The organism is Williamsia serinedens, from assembly GCF_024171725.1.
GTDB classification, from domain to species: Bacteria; Actinomycetota; Actinomycetes; order Mycobacteriales; family Mycobacteriaceae; genus Williamsia_A; species Williamsia_A serinedens.
Genome location: NZ_JAMTCG010000007.1, coordinates 147,758 through 166,677 on the forward strand (window position 1 = coordinate 147,758; position 18,920 = coordinate 166,677).

General features: G+C 72.9%; 18 protein-coding genes. 10 read left to right on the forward strand and 8 right to left on the reverse strand.

Translation table 11 applies throughout. From position 1 onward, the window contains the following. Window positions 1-108: 108 nt before the first annotated feature. The 5 genes from ftsL to LX12_RS18690 form a co-directional block, all read right to left on the reverse strand. A complete protein-coding gene (ftsL, locus tag LX12_RS18670; RefSeq protein WP_253656094.1) occupies window positions 109-990 on the reverse strand; it encodes a cell division protein FtsL in 882 nt (293 codons plus the stop codon). 70 nt (window positions 991-1,060) lie between these two features. Further along, window positions 1,061-2,035 (reverse strand): 16S rRNA (cytosine(1402)-N(4))-methyltransferase RsmH, encoded by a 975-nt coding sequence (rsmH, locus tag LX12_RS18675; protein WP_253656095.1) that lies wholly within the window; start codon window positions 2,033-2,035, stop codon window positions 1,061-1,063. Between the two features lie 212 nt (window positions 2,036-2,247). Beyond that, complete coding sequence (gene mraZ, locus LX12_RS18680; RefSeq protein ID WP_253656096.1) at window positions 2,248-2,679, reverse strand: division/cell wall cluster transcriptional repressor MraZ; 432 nt, start codon at window positions 2,677-2,679, stop codon at window positions 2,248-2,250. Window positions 2,680-3,061: 382 nt separating this feature from the next. After that, window positions 3,062-3,469: an SCO2097 family morphological protein gene (locus tag LX12_RS18685; protein ID WP_253656097.1), complete on the reverse strand. Its 408-nt coding sequence runs from the start codon at window positions 3,467-3,469 to the stop codon at window positions 3,062-3,064. A gap of 165 nt (window positions 3,470-3,634) precedes the next feature. Then, the gene (locus tag LX12_RS18690) at window positions 3,635-4,087 is read right to left on the reverse strand and encodes an SAV_6107 family HEPN domain-containing protein (protein ID WP_253656098.1); all 453 of its coding nucleotides are present in this window, start codon (window positions 4,085-4,087) and stop codon (window positions 3,635-3,637) included. Window positions 4,088-4,373: 286 nt separating this feature from the next. On the opposite strand from LX12_RS18690, the gene LX12_RS18695 reads away from it, so the two are divergent. The 5 genes from LX12_RS18695 to LX12_RS18715 are packed head-to-tail and all read left to right on the forward strand — an operon-like array spanning window position 4,374 to window position 9,432. Continuing rightward, window positions 4,374-4,958, forward strand: a complete 585-nt coding sequence (locus tag LX12_RS18695) for a GNAT family N-acetyltransferase (RefSeq protein WP_253656099.1) — start codon at window positions 4,374-4,376, stop codon at window positions 4,956-4,958. Between the two features lie 46 nt (window positions 4,959-5,004). Then, window positions 5,005-6,648: a phytoene desaturase family protein gene (locus LX12_RS18700; RefSeq protein WP_253656100.1), complete on the forward strand. Its 1,644-nt coding sequence runs from the start codon at window positions 5,005-5,007 to the stop codon at window positions 6,646-6,648. After that, entirely contained in the window at window positions 6,645-7,502 is an 858-nt protein-coding gene (locus LX12_RS18705; protein WP_253656101.1) for a carotenoid biosynthesis protein, read from the forward strand. Before LX12_RS18700 ends, LX12_RS18705 begins: the two co-directional genes overlap by 4 nt. After that, window positions 7,499-8,239 carry an LppM family (lipo)protein gene (locus LX12_RS18710; RefSeq protein ID WP_253656102.1) on the forward strand — a complete coding sequence of 247 codons (741 nt, stop codon included), beginning with the start codon at window positions 7,499-7,501 and terminating at the stop codon, window positions 8,237-8,239. The genes LX12_RS18705 and LX12_RS18710 overlap by 4 nt, the downstream gene beginning before the upstream one ends. Window positions 8,240-8,244: 5 nt before the next feature. After that, window positions 8,245-9,432: a glycosyltransferase family 2 protein gene (locus tag LX12_RS18715; protein WP_253656103.1), complete on the forward strand. Its 1,188-nt coding sequence runs from the start codon at window positions 8,245-8,247 to the stop codon at window positions 9,430-9,432. Window positions 9,433-9,457: 25 nt separating this feature from the next. On the opposite strand, the gene metF is transcribed toward LX12_RS18715, so the two are convergent. Beyond that, window positions 9,458-10,426 carry a methylenetetrahydrofolate reductase [NAD(P)H] gene (gene metF / locus LX12_RS18720; protein WP_372505095.1) on the reverse strand — a complete coding sequence of 323 codons (969 nt, stop codon included), beginning with the start codon at window positions 10,424-10,426 and terminating at the stop codon, window positions 9,458-9,460. A gap of 60 nt (window positions 10,427-10,486) precedes the next feature. Between metF and LX12_RS18725 the strand changes: the two genes are divergently transcribed. From LX12_RS18725 to LX12_RS18740, 4 genes are read left to right on the forward strand one after another with little or no spacing between them, the layout of a single operon-like run. Continuing rightward, a complete protein-coding gene (locus LX12_RS18725) occupies window positions 10,487-11,569 on the forward strand; it encodes a polyprenyl synthetase family protein (protein WP_253656105.1) in 1,083 nt (360 codons plus the stop codon). Continuing rightward, complete coding sequence (locus LX12_RS18730; RefSeq protein WP_253656106.1) at window positions 11,569-13,107, forward strand: phytoene desaturase family protein; 1,539 nt, start codon at window positions 11,569-11,571, stop codon at window positions 13,105-13,107. Before LX12_RS18725 ends, LX12_RS18730 begins: the two co-directional genes overlap by 1 nt. Further along, the gene (locus tag LX12_RS18735; protein ID WP_253656346.1) at window positions 13,104-14,636 is read left to right on the forward strand and encodes an alpha-(1->6)-mannopyranosyltransferase A; all 1,533 of its coding nucleotides are present in this window, start codon (window positions 13,104-13,106) and stop codon (window positions 14,634-14,636) included. The genes LX12_RS18730 and LX12_RS18735 overlap by 4 nt, the downstream gene beginning before the upstream one ends. Beyond that, window positions 14,633-15,667, forward strand: coding sequence for a phytoene/squalene synthase family protein (locus tag LX12_RS18740; RefSeq protein WP_253656107.1), 1,035 nt, complete (start codon window positions 14,633-14,635; stop codon window positions 15,665-15,667). Before LX12_RS18735 ends, LX12_RS18740 begins: the two co-directional genes overlap by 4 nt. 33 nt (window positions 15,668-15,700) lie before the next feature. Here LX12_RS18740 and LX12_RS18745 read toward each other — a convergent pair whose 3' ends face one another. Beyond that, window positions 15,701-16,066, reverse strand: a complete 366-nt coding sequence (locus LX12_RS18745) for an Rv2175c family DNA-binding protein (RefSeq protein ID WP_253656108.1) — start codon at window positions 16,064-16,066, stop codon at window positions 15,701-15,703. 124 nt (window positions 16,067-16,190) lie between these two features. Here LX12_RS18745 and LX12_RS18750 point away from each other — a divergent pair, with 124 nt between their 5' ends. Then, entirely contained in the window at window positions 16,191-17,528 is a 1,338-nt protein-coding gene (locus tag LX12_RS18750; RefSeq protein WP_253656109.1) for a protein kinase domain-containing protein, read from the forward strand. Here LX12_RS18750 and LX12_RS18755 read toward each other — a convergent pair. Further along, complete coding sequence (locus LX12_RS18755; protein ID WP_253656110.1) at window positions 17,484-18,884, reverse strand: class II 3-deoxy-7-phosphoheptulonate synthase; 1,401 nt, start codon at window positions 18,882-18,884, stop codon at window positions 17,484-17,486. The genes LX12_RS18750 and LX12_RS18755 overlap by 45 nt on opposite strands. Window positions 18,885-18,920 lie beyond the last annotated feature (36 nt).

Sequence of the window (18,920 nt, forward strand, 5' to 3'; positions counted from 1 at the left end):
CGCCGGTGCGGCCGCGGCGCACGGAGCGGTCGGGGTCCGGGGCATGGCCCGAGTCTGCTCCGCGAGACGCGCTGCGTGACGCACCGCGCCCGGCGTGGCGCCGATCCGTCATCGGGGAACGGACGAGTCCGTCGACCCGGACTGCGCCTGTCGACCGGCCGTCGTCGGTGTGGTGCCCGCGGGTGCGGTGGCCGCGGACGGCGCGGGAGCGGTGGCCGCCGACGCGGCCGGTGCGGTGTTCGTCGCGGTCCCGCTGCCGGGCAACACGTTCGGGGCGGGCGCCACGGCGGGATCCGTCGCGCCCGACACCGCACCGGAGGCGGGGGCGGCGGCGGTGTTGCCGTCGGTGGACGAGCCCGGCTGCGGCACGACGGCGCGCGGGGTGCCCTCGTTGAGGGCAGGGGCCGGCGCACCCGAGGCGGGCGCCGGGTCACCGACGATGCGGATCCGGTTGTCGGGCCCCACGACCATGCGGGCGACGTCCTTCGACGGGATGAGTCCCTGCTGCGCCGCCTTCTTGGCGAGTTCCGGTGCGCTGTTGGCGAGTTCGTAGGACTTGTTCAGCGCGTCCCGCTGCGCGCTGAGGGTGGCGTTCTGCTCCCGCGCGTCGGACAGTCCGTAGGAGTCCTCTGCGGCGGTGGTCGACAGCCAGAGTGTCAGCGCGAGTCCGACGGCGAGGATCGCGACGACGAGGACGGCGAACGGCATGCGGCGCAACGCGTCCGCGGGCGAACCGACGAGCCGCGCCCACACCCCGCGGGACCGGTCGCGCGCACCGGTCAGCTCGGCGGTCGACCGCTGGACGGTCCGTCGCCGGCGGCGCTCGATCGCGCGCTGGGCGGCCGGAGACCGTGTCCCTCGCGTCCGCGTCGTCGACTCCCGGGCCTCACGACGCGGGCGCCGGTCGGTGGCTCGATCGTCGGCCTCCAGGACCGCAGTGGCGCCGGCGGGGTCGCGCAGCAGGCCGTCGTCGTGGTCGTCACCGGTCATCGGCGGGTCTCCCTCGGGGTGCGGGCGGTCGATGGTGCGGGGTGGGAAGAGTCTCGGTACGCGTCGTCGCTCACGCGGGCGCCGTGCGTTCGACGGCGCGCAGGCGCACCGGTGCCGATCGGGGGTTGCGGTCGAGCTCGTCCTGGTCGGCCCGTTCGGCGCCGCGGGTCACGGCGACGAAGGTCGGACCGGTGCCGGGGAGGTCGAAGGGCAGCCCCGGTGGTGTGGACGAGGTGGTGCGACGGGCGAACTCGCGCTTGACGATCCGGTCCTCGAGCGACTGGTAGCTCATCACCACCAGGCGTCCGCCGACGGCGAGCGCATCGAGGGCGCGCGGGATCGCGTCCTGCAGCGAGTCGAGCTCACCGTTCACCTCGATGCGCAGCGCCTGGAAGGTGCGCTTGGCCGGGTGTCCCCCGGTGCGACGGGTCGCGGCCGGGATGACGCGGTAGAGCAGTTCGACGAGACGGCCGCTGGTGGCGAACGGTTCGACGGCGCGCTCGCGCAGCACGGCCGAGGCGATCTTCCCCGCGAACCGCTCCTCGCCGTAGGTCGAGAGCACCCGTGCGAGGTCGCCGTGCTCGTAGGTGTTGAGGACGTCGGCGGCCGTCGGGCCGTGGGATGTGTCCATCCGCATGTCCAGCGGGGCGTCGACCGAGTACGCGAACCCGCGGTCGGCCTGGTCCAGCTGCATCGACGAGACCCCGAGGTCGTAGAGCGCCGCGTCCACCGCGTCGAGGCCGGCGTCGGCGAGCACCTCGTCGACGGCGTCGTACCGACGGTGGGCGATCGTCAGCCGGTCGGCGAAGGGAGCCAGGCGCGCTCGCGCACCGGCGATGGCGGCGCTGTCCCGATCGAGGGCGACCACACGGACCTCCGGGAAGGTCTGCAGGATCAGTTCGGTGTGTCCGCCGGCACCGAGGGTCCCGTCGACGAAGACCGCGTCCCGCCCGTCGGGGGCGGTGCGGGTGAGTGCCGGTGTGACGAGCTCCAGCATCCGCCGGGCCATGACCGGGATGTGGCCGTGATCGCCGGTGATGGACATCCGCGGCACCCTTTCGCGACGGCTGGCGGCGGTGACCGCTGCGGTGAGGCCGGGTCTCCGCCCGAAACCGGACCTGGCGCTGGGGAAGTGCGTCAGGGTCGGACCGAACCTGGCGCTGGGGAAGTGCGTCAGGGTCGGATCGGGCGAAGGCCTGGCCTCGCCGAGTGCGGTCGCGGTGCGTCCCGCCGTCGTCTCCGGTGGCGGGACCGTGATCACAGGATCGATCCCAGTGCCGGGTTGTCTCCGCGCGAGTAGCTCTCCTCGTGCTGTGACTGGTAGGCCTCCCATGCCTGGGAGTCCCACACCTCCACGTTGTCGAAGTTGCCGATCACGGTGCACGCCTTCGACAGGCCGGCGTAGCGCCGGTGCTCCGCCGAGAGCGTGATGCGTCCCTGAGCATCGGGGACCATCTCCTCCGTGCTCGACATGAGGGTGCGCTGGAACATGCGCGCCTTCTCGTCGACCTTGGACGCCGCTGCGGCACGCAGCGCGATCTCCTCGAACTTCTCCGGCGAGTAGATGACGAGGCACCGGTCCTGACCGCGTGTCACCAACATCCCTCCCGCCAGTTGTTCGCGGAACTTCGCGGGCAACGTGAGCCGCCCCTTGTCGTCCAACTTGTGTGCATGGGTGCCGACGAACACGTCCGCGACACCTCCCGCCGGTGAAGGAAGGGGGTCCGGCACTCCCTGCCTCCGCGAGCCACTCTACCCCACTTTCCCCCACTTGCCACCATGTCTGGGCGCAGTTGCCGCTTCAGGTCGCCAAAAAGAGCCGTGAAATGCAGGTTTTCCGGTGGGGCGATCATCGCCAAATCCGCGGTCGCGTCGCGTCGCTCTCCGACGAAACCGCAGGTCGCACCGACCGCCGCCACCGTGACGGGACCCGGGTGGCCGCAGGTGGGTGAAAGTGGGGACCCGGGGGGCGACAGGGCCGGACCCCCGACACGACGAAGGCCGCGCACCCGGATGGGTACGCGGCCTTGTCGGTGTGGGCGCCCGTCAGTACGGACGCGTCACCATGAGGTCACTCCTGGTCGAACCGGCGGTTGAACCGCTCCTCCATGCGCTCGCTGAACGATCGCGACGAGCGATTGCGTCCCCGACGCGACTGCCCGTCGCCGCCGGAGCTCTCGCCCGCCGACGCCGCCGGCGCCGAGCCGACGCCCCAGAGCGCCAGCAGACCCGCGCCGAACATCACCAGGAACCCGATGAGGCTGAGGATGGGGAACCCGCCGACGGTCACGTCGACGACGACCCCGCCGATGAGGAGAGCCAGGCCGATCACGAAGACGACAGCCGCCTGCAACCGACGCCGTGCCGCCGACCCGCCGAACCGACGCCGACGTACGTTCGACGCGAACTTCGGGTCTTCGGCGTAGAGCGCGTTCTCGATCTGTTCGAGCATCCGCTGCTCGTGCTCCGAGAGTGGCACCGCCCCTCCTAACAGCACTCGGTCCGGTGACCGGATTCGTTGCGAGTCGTCTCGCCCAGTTGGCGTGTCCGAGCGGCTCGGGCCCGCGTCCCGGGCCAGTGAGCCAATACTACGAGGTGTTCGGCGATGCGACCACCATTACTCACCCGACACAGGACCACTGTGTCACGCCGTCTGCATGTCGGACGGCGACCACCGCTGCGGGGCGACTTCGCCGCGGGCGCAGGCGTCGACGAGAGCCTCGACATCGGCGAGGAAGTCGACCACGGCCGACCGCGTCGCCGAGACCGTCTCCCCTGGGACGTCGTGCACGACGCCCAGTTCGATGTCCGTGCGCAGCCGGGACAGCCCGGCGAAGTAGGTGGCCCACCGCGTGAAGGCCGGGACGCTGCGCGGCAGCCGCGCCCACGCACTCGCCGGGCCGCGCCGCCGGGTGGACGTCTCGCCGACGGCCAGCGCGGCGCCCGCCGCGCGCAGTGCCGCGAGGTACAGCCCGCGCACCTGCTCGGTGGTGTCGTCGACGTCGTCGGCGTGCACGGTCATGGTGTCGGCGCGGGCGAGCAGGTCGCGCGCTCGCAGGATCGCCCTCGGATCAGGTGTCGACCGTCGTGTCGTCATCGCGCTCCCCTCTCCGTCGGCGTTTCTGCTCGTGTCCGGTTCAACGTCGCGTCCGCGCCGCTGCGTCCCTCGCCCGCTGACGATGTCGGTGATACCCGCCACCACCGACAACCGGCCCGGAGACGGACCGGCCCGGCGGCAGACGCTTCCCTCGTCCACCACCGGGCCGACCGGAGGTCGCCGGGTGGGAAGTCACTCGTCGCGGAGGTTGAGCACTCGAACACCCGTTCGACCTATTCAATATAGGCCACCCCCCGCGCAGTGCTCAAGAGGAGGCGCAGACCCCGTGCCGGTCCGACTCGTCGACCTGACCGTCGATGACATCGACACATGGTTGGCCCCCGCACTCGACATCTATGTCGCCGCGATGGGGTATCCACGCGGCACCCAGGCGCACCGGGCCCCGCTCTGGACCGACCACACCCGGCGACCCGGATGGCAGGCCGTCGGCGCGGTCGAGACCGACACCGTCGACGGGTCCGACCGCCTCGTCGCCATCGGATACGGCTACCGCGGCGCCCCCGACCAGTGGTGGAACCAGCAGTTGTGCGCCGGCCTGCGGCTCGCGGGCTTCACCGCACCGCAGATCACCGAGATCACCCGCGACTACTTCGAGCTCACCGAACTACACGTCGACCCCGCGCGTCAGGGCGCGGGCCTCGGCCAGCGCGTCCTCGTCCGACTGCTGCGGGACCGGCTCGAGAGCAGCGTGTTGTTGTCGACCCCGGAGGTCGCCCGCGACGACAACCGGGCGTGGCGGCTCTACCGACGCCTCGGGTTCGACGACCTGCTGCGGCATTTCAGCTTCACCGGCGACCCACGGCCGTTCGCCGTCCTCGGGCGGCGGCTGCCGATGCGCGCGGACCACTGACCCGGCGGTTCGTCTCGCCCCGGCCGGCACCGGGCACCATGGAGTGATGCACACACCTCACGACGTGGTGGTGGTCGGCGCCGGACACAACGGTCTGGTCGCGGCGGCCCTGCTCGCGCGCTCCGGACTCGACGTCGCCGTCGTCGAGCGCGACACCGTCCCCGGCGGCGCGGTGTCCACCGTCGAACGCTTCCCGGGCTACAAGGTCGACCGGGGCTCGAGCGCCCACATCATGATCCGGCACACGGGTCTCGTCGAGAGGTTGGACCTCGCCCGCCACGGGCTCCGCTACGTCGACTGCGACCCGTGGGCGTTCGCACCCGCGGTCGGCGACTCCCCCGCCATCGTGTTCCGGGTCGACCTGGACGCGACCTGCGCGTCCATCGAGGCGTCGTGCGGCGCCCGCGACGCCCAGGCCTACCGCGACTTCGTCGGGGTGTGGGGACCGCGTTCGCAGGCGGTCATGCGGATGTTCGGCGCGCGACCCGCGCCCGCCACCTTCGTGCGGGCGTTCTGGGGCATGCCCACCCGCGACGGCCGGTCGGGGCGGACCGCAGGACCCGAGCTGGCGCAGGAGTTCCTCCGGTCGGGCGACGCCCTGCTCGACAGCTGGTTCACCTCCGAGCGGTTGAAGGCGGCGCTGGCCTGGTTCGGCGCGCAGTCGGGGCCGCCGATGAGCGAGCCGGGAACCGCACCGATGGTCGGCATCGCCGCGCTCATGCACTCCGGACCGCCCGGACGCGCGATCGGGGGCAGCGGTGCACTCACCACCGCGCTCATCTCGTCCCTCGAATCCGACGGCGGCTCGGTTCATCTCGGCGACGCGGCGGTCGAGATCGCGCCCGACGGCGATCGCTGGCGGGTCCGGACGGCGTCCGGCGACGAGCACACCGCCACACAGGTCATCGCCGCCTGTCACATCCTCACCACGCTCGACATGCTCTCCGCGGGCGGACACGACGGGTCGACCCTCGACCGGTGGCGATCACGGATCGACGTCGGCCCGGGTGTGGGCAGCGCGATCCGCGTCGGCACCACGGCGCTGCCGCAATACGCGAACCTCCCCGCCGGTCTCCCCGAGCACGGGGTGCACTCCGGCCTGGGACTGCTCGTCACCGACCGCGGGCACCTCGCCCGGGCGCACGGCGACGCCCGGGCCGGCGACCTGCCGCGCCGACCCGTCGTCCTGCCCATGGGCTTCTCGGCGATCGACCCGTCACTGGCCCCGCCGGACCGGCACATGCTCACCCTGTGGACCCAGTGGCACCCCTACCGACTCTCCGGCGGGCGGTCGTGGGAATCGGTGCGCGAGGAGGCCACCGACGCCGTCCTCACCGAGATGGACTCGTGGGCACCGGGTTTCGCCGACACCGTCGAGCACGTCTACGCGCAGACCCCCGATCGCCTCGAGGACGAGCTCGGCCTGATCGGCGGCAACGTCATGCACGTCGACATGTCCGCCGACCAGATGTTCACCTTCCGACCGCATCCCGACCTCGGCGGCCACAGCGTGCCCGGCGCCGAGGGCCTGTTCCTCGCGGGTGCGTCGACCCATCCCGGTGGCGGTGTGTCCGGACTCTCGGGCTCCATCGCCGCGCAGGCGGTGCTGGCCTCCCGCACCCGACCGGTCGACCGCGTGCGATCGGTGATCGGCGCCCTGCCGGGGCTGTTGGGAGCGGGTCGACGATGACGGCCGCCGCGACACGTCCGACGGCGGCCCCCGCGCCCCATGCCCTCGCGCCGCTCGCCCTCGCCGCGGTGGGCGTGTCGATCGCCGCGCAGATCGCCTACCCGCTGGCCGGTCCCGGCGTCCGCGACACGGTCACGGTCGTCGTGCTCGCGTCGGCGGTCGTCGCGATGGCGGCCGACGCGCTCGTCGCCCTCGGCGTCCGCCGCGGTCTGGTCGTCGTGGTCGGCGTGCCCGTGCTGGCGTTCGCGGCGGAGTGGTCGGGGACGCACACCGGGTTCCCGTTCGGGACGTACTCCTACGCGGCCGACCGCCTGCACCCGCAGATCGCCGGCGTGCCGATCTGGATCAGCGCCGCGTGGCTCATCGGTGTGTGGGCGGTGTGGCGGGTCGCCGGGATCGTCGTCGGCGACCGCGCCCTGCCGCGCGTCGCGCTGGCGACGGTCGGGCTCGTCGGCTGGGACCTGTACCTCGACCCGCAGATGGTCGCCGACGACCTGTGGGCCTGGCGCAGCACCGACGCGGGCCTGCCGGGCATGGAGCAGATCCCGCTCACCAACTTCGCCGGGTGGGCGCTCGTGGGTGTCGTGGCCATGACACTCATCGAGATCTGTCGACGCGGCGGCGTGCCCATGGACACCGACCCGAACCGTCGCGTCCCGGTCGCCGCGCTCGTCTGGGTGGTGTGGACCTGGATCGGGTCGGCGTTCGCGCAGGCGTTCCTCCTGCACGACGGGGACCTGCGGTCGGGCCTCGGTTACGGGATCGTCGTGATGGGGGTGCTGGCCGTGCCCGCGCTCGTCGTCGCGGCGCGTCCGCGACGACGGGTGGTGCGGGCTGGCACGATGTCCGCGTGACGTCCTCGCCCACCCCGCGTCCGATCCGGCCCGCACGCACCCGGCGCGCCGTCCGCGCCGTCGTCGCGGTCCTCCTGCTGCTCGCCGCGTCGGCCTCGCTGACGTCGTGCATGGAGCGCTCGTCCTACGTCGGCGACCGCTTGTGGGGCGACCTGATCGTGGCGCAGAAGTCGAGCGGCGACGCCAACGGCGCCACCGGCACCTCGAACGGCGTCCCCCGGATCGAGGTGCCCCAGTCGATGGCCGGCAACGTCGTCGCCGAGGACTACGACGCCGACGGGTTCCGCGGCACCCGCATCACCTACAGCGCCCTGCCGGTCGGGGTGTTCAACCAGCTCGGCGACCTGCTGCTCGAGGCCTACCCCAACTCGTCGGTGAGCATGCAGCTGTCGACCAAGCGCAGCGGCGACGTCGTGCGGCTGCGCGCCTCGGCCGACCTGACGCCCCTCACCGCGGGGAAGGACCTCATCGTCATGACCGTCCGGTTCGCCGGGTCGATCTCGGCGACCAACGGCCAACAGACCTCCGACGACACGGTCCGGTGGACCCCGCAGCCGGGGACCACCGCCGACCTGTCCGCCGAGGCCGACTACCCCGACCCCGGCACCGCCGCGTTCGACGACTGGACCTGGCTGCTGATCGGCATCACCCTGGCGGTCGTGCTGATCGTCGGGGGCATCGCCTACCTGGCGCGCGACTCCAGCCCGCGCGTCGGCGCCACACCGCGCGACTCCTGACCGGCGTGAGCGCATCGGCGCGGCCCCCGGGCCTGCCCACGTGGGTCACCGCGACGGTGCTCGCGCAGCTGTCGATCGCCGCGGTCAACCGACTCACCGTCCGCGGGCTCGATGCGCCGTCGCCCGGGGCGCGCGACGACGTCGCCGACCCGGTCACCGTGTGCGTCCCGGCCCGCGACGAGGCCGACCACATCGGCGCCGTCGTCGGCGACCTGCGGGCCCAACGCGGTCTCGGCGCCCTGCGGATCGTCGTGCTCGACGACGGGTCCACCGACGGGACCGGCGATCTCGCCCGCACGGCCGCCGCCGGTGACCCGCGTGTCGAGGTGCTCGACGGCGGAGGTGACCCGCCGCCGGGGTGGACGGGCAAGGCCTGGGCGATCGAACGCATGACGCGGGGTCGGCTGACCGCCGCGCCCGCCGACGGCTGGCTCTGCCTCGTCGACGCCGACGTGCGACTGCGTCCCGACGCGATCGCCTCGGCCGTCGCACTCCTGCAGGACGAGGACCGCCGTCGACCGGGGGGCCGTCCCGTCGGGCTGCTGAGCCTGTGGCCGCGTCAGGACGTCGGTTCGGTCGCCGAGACCCTGCTGCAGCCGCTGCCCTGTTGGTCGTGGTTCACCACCGTGCCCATCCGGCTCAGCGAGCTGCGCCCGTCGGCCGCGACCGCCCTGGCCAACGGCCAGTTCCTGCTCATGCCCACGCGGGTGCACCGCCTCGTCGGCGGCCACCGCAGCGTGGCGGGCTCACCCGCCGACGACCTGGCGTTGGCCCGCACCGTGCGCGAGGCGGGCCTGGCCGCGATCATCCGCCTCGGACGCGACCAGGTCAGCTGCCGGATGTACACCGACGGTCGGTCCCTGGCAGGCGGGTACCTGCGATGGGTGGGGACCGAGTTCGGACGACCGGCCGCCCTGGCCGCGGTGGTCGCGACGGGTGTCGCGCAGGCCGCACCGACCGTCGCCGTCCTCCGGCGTCCCCACGACACGCAGGCGTGGTCGCTGTACGCGGCCACCGTCGCGACACGACTGCTCGCCCGGTCCGCCGAGAGCCCCCGGACCACACCGGCCGACGTGCTGTCGGCACTCGCGCACGGTCCCGCCGTGGCGGCCGCGGTCGGTCTCGTGATCGAGTCGGTCCGGCGCACCCGTGCCGGCACGCTGCGGTGGAAGGGTCGGCGCCTGGGCGCCTGAGGCCCCCCGGACCCCTGATCTGCCGTCAGGCGACGAGCGCGTCCATCCCGAGGCGCTGCAGCACCTCACCGGTGGCCTTGGCGAAGTTCAGGCTGCAGAAGTGCAGGCACGGCGCGCCCTCGGCGATCAGACGTTCGGCGATCTCGGTCGCGATGTCGATGCCGACCGCGCGGATCGCGTCCCGGTTGGCTGCCTCGTCGTTGCCCGCGGCGCGCGCGAGGCGCTCGTCGAGATCCGACGGCATCGTCGAGCCCGACAGCTCCATCATCCGGCGCACCGACGCCAACGAGGTGATCGGCATGATGCCCGGGATGATCGGCTTCGCGCCCTGCTCCGGGTCGGCGGCGACCACCCGGTCGCGCAGACGCAGGTAGTCGTCGACGCGGAAGAACATCTGCGTGATCGAGTACTCCGCACCGGCGCGCAGCTTCGCCACCAGGTTGCGGGTGTCCTCCTCGAGGTCGGGCGCACGATGGTGTCCCTCGGGGAACGACGCCACACCGACCTCGAAGTCACCGAGCTCGTCGACCAGGCGGACGAGCTCCTCGGCGTAGGCGACCCCCTCGGGGTGCTTGGTCCACTCGCCCAACGGATCTCCCGGCGGGTCGCCGCGCAGCGCGAGGATGTTGGTGATGCCCTGGTCGGCGTAGGAGCCGACGAGCGCGCGCAGCTCGTCGATGCTGTGGTTGACCGCGGTCAGGTGCGCGACCGTCGTGAGGGTCGTCTCCCGGGCCATCTCGCCGGCGATGCGGACGGTGCGGTCGCGGCTGGTGCCGCCGGCACCGTAGGTGAGCGACGCGAACGCGGGCCGCAGCTGTTCGAAGACGCGCACGGCGCGCCACAGACGCTCTTCTCCGGCCTGGTCCTTGGGCGGGAAGAACTCCACGGAGAAGGGCACCGGGCCGACGTGCGGCGCCGACAGCCGTGCGATGACGGACTGCGATGCGGTCGGTGAGGTCACGCGACAAGCATAGAGGTGCCCCGACGCGTCCATCGGCCGTGGTGAGGAACACCGCAGACGTGCTCGGCCGGGGCTCGTCGGTAGGCTCGTGTCGTGCTGCCGGCCACCATCGACGACGTCCCCGCTGCCGTCGGCCGCCTTCTCGCCGACGTCTTCACCGAGCGCCGCTCCGCGACCGCCGCCGTCTCCGACCGCGTCGCCGACCTGACCGACCTCATCGGCGACTTCGTCATGGGTGGCGGGAAGCGGGTGCGTCCGACGTTCGCGTGGGCCGGGTTCCGCCTGGCGGGTGGACGGACCGACGACGGCGACGCCGCGACGGCGTTCGAGGTGTGCGCCGCTCTCGAGCTCATCCAGGCCTGCGCCCTCATCCACGACGACGTGATCGACCGCTCCGACACCCGCCGGGGACGACCGACCGTCCACCGCGCCGTCGCCGCCCGCCACCGCGAGCGCGGCTGGCTCGGCGACCCGGACCACTTCGGCACCTCGACCGCGATCCTCCTCGGCGACCTCGCACTCAGCTGGGCCGACGACATCGTCGCGCAGGCGCCGCTGCACCCGGCCGTCCGTGAGCGCGTGGTCGCCGTGTGGACCGCCATGCGCACCGAGGTGCTCGCCGGGCAGACCCTCGACATCGTCACCGAGGCCGCCGCCGACGAGTCGGTTGACGCCGCCTACCGCGTGATGCGCTTCAAGACCGCCGGCTACACCGTGTCCCGTCCGCTGCAGCTCGGCGCATCCCTCGCCGGCGCAGGCGACGAGACCGTCGAGGTGCTCGGCCGCATCGGCGACGGGCTGGGTGTCGCGTTCCAGCTCCGCGACGACATGCTCGGCGTCTTCGGCGACCCCGCCGTGACCGGCAAGCCCTCCGGCGACGACCTCGTGGCCGGCAAGCGCACCGCACTGCTCGCCGTCGCGCTGCGGCGCCTCGACTCCGACGACCCGGCCGCCGCCGCACGCCTGCGCGGGCTCGTCGGACGACCGCTCACCCCGACCGACCTCGACGACGCCCGTGCCCTCCTCGTCGACTGCGGTGCCGCCGCGGAGATCGAGGAGGAGATCGGTCGACTGGTCGACGAGGCGCTCGCCGTCCTCGACGACCTCGACGCCCCGGCCGACGCCCGCGCCGACCTGACCGCCGTCGCCCACGCCCTCACCCGGAGACGCTCCTGATGTCCACCCCGATCGCCATCCCCCGCCCGTCCCGCGCGCGCCGCGTCCCCGGCCCCGTCCGTCACGTCGTCGTGGTCGGGGCGGGCCTGTCGGGCCTGGCCGCGGCACTGCACCTGCGGGGTGCCGGGATCGACGTCACCGTGGTCGAGTCGGCCGCGACGCCCGGTGGTCGGGTGCGCACCGAGGTCATCGACGGCGTCCCGTTCGACACCGGCGCGTCGGTGCTGACGATGCCCGCACTGATCACCCGGCCGATGACCGCGGTCGGCATCGACCACGACGAGGCACTGCGTCGGCTCGACCTGCGACCGCTCGACCCGACCTATCACATGCGCTACGCCGACGGCGTCGAGTTCGCCGTCCGCCGGGGGCTCGACGACCGCGTCGCCGAGATCGAGCGCATCTTCGGCGCGGCCGAGGCCGACGGGTACCGCCGCTTCGACCAGTGGCTGCACCGCCTCTACGACGTCGAGTTCGACCGCTTCCTCGACCGCAACCACGACTCCGTCCTCGACTACGTGGCGAGCACCGAGATGCGCTCCGGCGTCAAGGACCTGCTGACGATGGGGGCCGTCCGTCGCCTGACCGCCGCGGTCGACCGCTTCATCCACGACGAGCGACTGCAGCGTGCGGTGACGTTCCAGGCGCTCTACGCCGGCGTACCGCCGAGCCAGGCCCCGGCCATCTACGCCGTGATCGCCCACATGGACGTCGGCCTGGGCGTCGACTACCCGATCGGCGGCATGGGGCGGGTCGGCGCGGTGATGGCCGAGGCCCTCACCGAGGCCGGAGGCCGGATCCACTACCACGAGCCCGCGACGTCGGTGCGTCTGGCCGGCGGACGGGCCGTCGCCGTCCGGACCGAGGCGGGCGAGATCGCCTGTGACGCAGTCGTCCTCACCACCGACACGCCGGTCACCCGTCGCCTCCTGGGCGACAGCGGACGCACCCGCACGGTGCGGCACTCACCGAGCGCGGTCGTCGCCCACGTGACCGTGGACGCCGACATCGCCGCCGGGTGGCCCGGCGGGCACCACACCATCGACTTCGGCGCCGCGTGGACGAGCACGTTCCGTGAGCTGACCGCCCGTCGCGGTCGTCTGATGAGCGACCCGTCGATCCTCATGAACCGGCCCGCGGTCACCGACCCCGACCACTTCGTCACCGACGGCGCGGAGTCGGTGTCGGTCCTGGCGCCGTGCCCCAATCTCGACTCGGCCGATCTCGCCTGGAACGACATCGCTGCGCCCTACGTCGCGGAGTACCTCGGTGTGCTCGAGGAGCGGGGCTACAAGGGCATCACCGACGCCCGGGTGCACCGCATCGACCACCCGGGCACGTGGGCGGCCGACGGCATGTCCGCCGGAACCCCGTTCGCCGCCGCGCACACGCTGGGTCAGACCGGTCCGCTGCGCACCCCCAACCTGTGGCGCGGCGCGGAGAACGTCGTGCTCGCCGGCAGCAGCACCGTCCCCGGCGTGGGCATCCCGCCCGTGCTCATCTCGGGGCGACTCGCCGCGGATCGGATCACCGCCTGAGCGGGTCCGACGGCGGCGCACGCACCGGCGTCGTCGTCCTCGGCGTCGTCGGAGCCGTGCTGGTCACGCTCGGCAGCTTCGGCGTCGGCGACATCCCCCGCGCGCAGACGTGGCTGCAGGACGCCGACATGGCCTGGGTCACCTACGGACACGGAAAATCGCTGTCCGCGCTGCTGTTCTGGGGCGGCGTCGCCGTCCTGGTGACGGCATGGGTGGTGCTGGGGCGACGCATCCTCACCACCCCTGCGGGCCCGACCTCCTCTCTCGGGGACGACGTGCGCCGGCTGCGCTGGGCGGCCGCCGGCTGGTCGGCGCCGCTGCTGCTCGCTGTGCCCGTGTACAGCCGCGACGTCTACGCCTACCTCGCCCAGGGCGCGCTGCTGCGCGACGGTTTCAACCCCTACGCCGACGGACCCGCCACGAACCCCGGGCCCCTGCTCGACTCGATGGCACAGGTCTGGGCGACGACGACCGCGCCGTACGGACCGCTGTTCATGACGATCACCCGGTGGGTGACCGAGCTGACCGGGGACGACCCGATCTCCGGGGTGCTCGCGATGCGCGCGGTGATGCTGCCCGGGTGGGCGCTGGCCATCTGGGCGGTGCCCCGCCTCGCGACGGCGCTGGGCCGCGACCCGCGGATCGCGCTGTGGCTCGCGGTGCTCAATCCCATGCTCCTCGTCCACCTCGTGGGTGGCCCCCACGTCGAGATGCTCATGGCGGGGATGCTCGTCACCGGCGTGACCCTCGCCGTGCTCCGCCACCACATCTGGGGTGTCGTGGTGCTCGCCCTCGCGGTCGCGGTGAAGATCACCGCGGGGATCGCACTGCCGTTCGTCCTGTGGATCTGGTGGGCGCACGACCGCGAGCGCGGACGCGTCGGGCCCCGCGCGGTCGCCGGCTTGGTCGCCGCGATCGTCGGCATCAGCCTGGCGATCTTCGGCGTGTTCACCGTCGTCGTCGGGCACGGCCTGGGGTGGCTCACCGGACTCGGCTACGCCGACCGGATCATCAACTGGCTCACCCTGCCGACCGCGATCGCGCACCTCGTCACCCTCGTCGCCACGCCGTTCGTCGCGCTGCCGTTGCCCGGTGTGCTCGCGACGGCACGGTTCGTCGGTGCGGTGGTCCTCGCCGTGACGCTCGTCGTCGTGTGGTGGCGGTCCCGGGGCGGGGTCACCTCGGCGGTGGTCGGCATCGCCGTCGCGATGGCCGCGGTCCTGCTCCTCGAACCCTCGACGCTGCCCTGGTACTACAGCTGGGCGCTCGTGGTCGCCGGTGCCGCCTCTATCGGTCGCCGGGGCCTCGCACTGATCGCCGGCGCATGTGTGTACCTGCTGCTGGTGTTCCAACCCGACGACTCGATCCTGCTGTACGAGCCCGTCGACGCCCTGCTCTGCCTCGTCCCGGCGCTCGCAGCCGGGATCTGGTTGTGGCGCACGCAGATCCCACCCCGTGCCGACCCCGTGGACGACCCGTCGGTCGCCGCGACACCCGCCCCCTCAGCCCCGACGGAGGCCGCATCATGACCCGCTCGTCCACCCTCGAGGTCCCCGATGGGCCCTCCCCCGACGACCTGCACCCCGCCGACCGTGCCCGCGTCGAGCGCGGCTACGCGATCGCCGAACGTGTGACCGCCGAACACGGCCGGACCTACCACCTCGGGACGCGTCTGCTCCCGGCGCCGCGTCGCCGCGCGGTCTACGCGCTGTACGGCTTCGCCCGGCTGGTCGACGACGTCGTCGACGTCGACCCGGACTCGGCCGTGACCGACGGTGTCCTCGACGCGTCGGAGTCGGTGTGGTCGGTGGACGGTGCCGAGGCCCTGGACCCGACCGCCGTGGTGAACGCCCTCGACGACAGCCTGCGGCGCGCACTCGAGGCCCGCCGCACACCCGGTGCACGGTTGCCGGAGGACGCCGACGACCGGATCCTCGCCCTCGCGGACACGATCGTCGCGTTCGACATCCCCGAGGACCACTTCCGGGCGTTCATGACGTCGATGCGGATGGACCTGCCGGGTGACCCGCTGTTCACCACGCGCTACGCCACCTTCGACGAGCTCGACGTCTACATGTACGGCTCGGCGTCGGTCATCGGTCTGCAGATGGTCCCGATCCTCGGCTCGAGCGACCCCGACGCCGCCCTCCCCCTGGCCGCGGCGCTCGGCGAGGCGTTCCAACTCACCAACTTCATCCGTGACGTCGGCGAGGACCTCGACCGCGGCCGGATCTACCTGCCCACCGAGGAACTCGCGGCGTTCGGCGTCGACGAGGACATGCTCGCCCACGCGCGGCGCACCGGGATCAGCCCACGGCCCCTGCAGCGGGGCCTAGCGCACTGCATCGCGGTGACCCGGGCGCGGTATCGCGTCGCCGAGCCGGGCATCGCCCTGCTCGACCGACGCAGCCGGCCGGCGATCCGGGCCGCGTTCGAGCTCTACCGCGACATCCTCGAACAGGTCGAGGCGGCCGATCACCACGTGCTGGGGCGACGGGTCGTCGTCGGTGGTCCGCGTCGCGCGCGCCGTGCCGCGGCCGCCGTCGTCCGCGGCGGCTGAGCCGCCCGTCGATCCGGCGGCTGAGCCGCGGCCTCAGAAGGCGAGAGCCTGTGCGCGCCGGATCATCTCGCGCGCCGAGTGCCCGTGCAGCGCCCGCGCGGGGTACTCGCCGAGGTCGTCCTGCACGGTGAACAGCCACTCCATGGCCTCGTCGCGGCTGAAGCCGCCGTCGAGCAGGACCTCGATGAGACCGGTCAGGTGCTTGGCGATGCCGTCGTCGTCGAAGAAGACCTCGGGGACGACGGGTTCGCCGTCCCGGGAGACCGCGAGGAGGTGATGGTCGGCGACGAGGGTCCGGGTCCGGCCGACGGAGACGCCGAGTCGGCGGGCGACGGCCGACAGGTCGAGGACCGGCTCGTCGGCGGGCAGGACGTCAGCGGAGAGAGGCAGTGAGGCCACGAGGGGACACGGTACCCGGCGGGCGCGCGGCGTCCCCGCGTGTCCGGGCCCGACTAGGCTTGCCCGGCAGGGTCGCCACGCGCCGCACGCGGGGCGGGAGTTCCCGCCGGAAGGGGTCGACGACGTGAGCACGGCACGCGACGTCCTGCTCGGTGTCGCACTCGACGGCCGCTACCGGATCGACGCGCTGATCGCCCGCGGCGGCATGTCCGGGGTGTATCTCGGCGTCGACCTCCGGCTCGACCGGCCTGTCGCGGTGAAGGTGATGGACCCCCGCTACAGCGCCGACCCCCGGTTCCTCTCGCGCCTGGAGTTCGAGGCGCGGTCCGTGGCACGCCTCAAGGACCCCGGCCTCGTCCCCGTCTACGACCAGGGTGTCGACGGCGAGTGGGCGTTCCTGGTGATGGAACTCGTCGAGGGTGGGACCCTGCGGGAACTGCTCGCCGAACGCGGACCGATGCCGCCGCACGCGGCCGCGGCCGTCGGCATCCCCGTCCTCGGCGGCCTCGGCGCCGCCCACGCCCACGGACTGGTCCACCGCGACGTCAAGCCCGAGAACGTCCTGATCTCCGACGCCGGGGAGGTCAAGGTCGTCGACTTCGGCCTGGTCCGCGCGATCGCGGCCGCCGGGATCACCAGCGACAGCGTGATCCTCGGGACCGCGGCCTATCTCTCCCCCGAGCAGGTCGAGTCCGCCGACGCCGACGCCCGCAGTGACGTCTACTCGTTCGGGATCATGCTCTTCGAGATGCTCACGGGCACCACGCCGTTCCGCGGCGACACGCCCCTCGCTCTGGCCTACGCCCGTCTCCGCGGCGACGTCCCGCCGCCGAGCCGCGTCATCCGGGGTGTCCCGCGACCGTTCGACGACCTGGTCCTGACGGCGACCGCACGCGACCCCCGGGACCGCTTCGCCGACGGCGACGACATGCTCGACGCCCTCTCCGACGTCGTCACCGAGCTGCGCCTCCCGTCGTTCACCGTCCCGGCGCCGCGTGTCTCCGCCGAACGCGCCACCGCCCTGGCCCGCCGCGTGGCCGAGGCACGGCCGTCCGACGACGCCGACCTCGACGACCTCGCGCCCGACGATCTCGGCGCGGGGCGTCCTCGCACCACACGGATGATGGGCGACGGCACCCGGGTGGAGCGGCGCGACGCGTTCGACGAGCCCGACGACCGCGGGTACGACCACGACGGCCACGTGGAGCCGGCGCGCCCGGCTCTGCTGGCGGCCGCGCAGCGCGAGGTGGGACGTCGACGGGCGGGTCGGCGCCGCGGCTGGATCGTCGCCGGCCTCGTCGTCGTGATGGCCGTCGCCCTCGCCGGCCTCGGCTGGTGGGCGGGCGCGGCGATCGCCGGTGCCGACACCCTCGTCGCGTCGTCGGGCACCGCGGCGGCGAGCGCCGCGCCGGGCACCTCAGCCGCGCAACATCTCCGCGACGAGGAACGCCAGCTCCAGTGACTGCTGGGTGTTGAGGCGCGGGTCGCAGGCGGTCTCGTAGCGGCCCGCGAGGTCCATGTCGGAGATGTCCTGCGCGCCACCGAGGCACTCGGTGACGTCCTCACCGGTGAGCTCGATGTGCACGCCGCCGGGGTGCGTGCCCAGGGCCCGGTGCACCTCGAAGAAGCCCTGCACCTCGTCGACGATGCGATCGAAGTGACGGGTCTTGAAGCCCGTCGACGACTCGTGGGTGTTGCCGTGCATCGGGTCGCACTGCCAGATGACCTTGTGCCCGGTGGCCTCGACCGCCTCGACGATCGGCGGCAGCACGGTCCGGACGTTGCCGTTGCCCATCCGCGCGACCAGCGTCAGTCGACCGTCGACCTTCTTCGGGTCGAGGCGCTTCACGTACTCGACGGCCTGGTCGGGTGTCGTGCCCGGGCCGATCTTGACGCCGATCGGGTTGGCGATGAGCTCGGCCAGCGCGATGTGCGCGCCGTCGAGGTCGCGGGTGCGTTCGCCGATCCACAGGAAGTGGGCCGACAGGTCGTACAGGACGGGGTCACCGTCCGGGTCGCGTGGATCCTCGGCGAGTCGCAGGAGGCCGCGTTCGTAGTCGAGCACGAGAGCCTCGTGTGAGGCGTAGATGTTCGCCGACTCGAGGTTGCTGTCCCGGACCTCGCAGGCGTCCATGAAACGCAGGGCACGGTCGATCTCCGACGCCAGCGCCTCGTAGCGGGCGCCGGCGCGCGAGGTGCGCACGAACTCGCGGTTCCAGTCGTGCACGCGGTGCAGGTCGGCGAGACCCGCGCCGGTCAGCGCACGCACCAGGTTCATCGCGGCGCTGGCGTTGGCGTAGGCACGCACGAGGCGCGACGGGTCGTGGATGCGGGCGGCCTCGTCGGCGGGGAACCCGTTGACCATGTCGCCGCGGTAGGAGGTGAGGCCCAGCGCGTCGGTGTTCGACGACCGCGGCTTGGCGTACTGGCCCGCGATGCGGGCGACCTTCACCACCGGCAGGCTCGCGCCGTAGGTGAGCACGACGGCCATCTGCAGCAGCGTGCGGATGTTGCCCTTGATGTGGGGTTCGGTGTTCGCGACGAACGTCTCCGCGCAGTCGCCGCCCTGCAGCAGGAACGCCTCCCCGCGCGCGACCTTGGCGAGGCTGTCGTGGAGCTGCGCGACCTCCTCGGGCATGCAGATCGGCGGGACGCTCTCCAGCACAGTCCGCATGGCCCGGGCCTTGTCCTCGGGCCACGTCGGCTGCTGCAGCGCCGGCTTCGACAGCGCGTCGGCGAAGCGGCCGGCGAGGTCGCCGGGGAGCGGCGGGAGCTCGGGCAGCTCGTCGATGGGTACGTCCACGGTCCAGTTCACCACGGCGACCAGCGTAATCGGCGGGCCGAACACCTCCGT

Bases quoted from the DNA above. Each gene is read 5' to 3' on its own strand.
- ftsL (WP_253656094.1), bottom strand. From the start codon at position 990: ATGACCGGTGACGACCACGACGACGGCCTGCTGCGCGACCCCGCCGGC.
- rsmH (WP_253656095.1), bottom strand. From the start codon at position 2,035: ATGTCCATCACCGGCGATCACGGCCACATCCCGGTCATGGCCCGGCGG.
- LX12_RS18690 (WP_253656098.1), bottom strand. From the start codon at position 4,087: ATGACGACACGACGGTCGACACCTGATCCGAGGGCGATCCTGCGAGCG.
- LX12_RS18700 (WP_253656100.1), top strand. From the start codon at position 5,005: ATGCACACACCTCACGACGTGGTGGTGGTCGGCGCCGGACACAACGGT.
- LX12_RS18705 (WP_253656101.1), top strand. From the start codon at position 6,645: ATGACGGCCGCCGCGACACGTCCGACGGCGGCCCCCGCGCCCCATGCC.
- metF (WP_372505095.1), bottom strand. From the start codon at position 10,426: ATGGACGCGTCGGGGCACCTCTATGCTTGTCGCGTGACCTCACCGACC.
- LX12_RS18730 (WP_253656106.1), top strand. From the start codon at position 11,569: ATGTCCACCCCGATCGCCATCCCCCGCCCGTCCCGCGCGCGCCGCGTC.
- LX12_RS18740 (WP_253656107.1), top strand. From the start codon at position 14,633: ATGACCCGCTCGTCCACCCTCGAGGTCCCCGATGGGCCCTCCCCCGAC.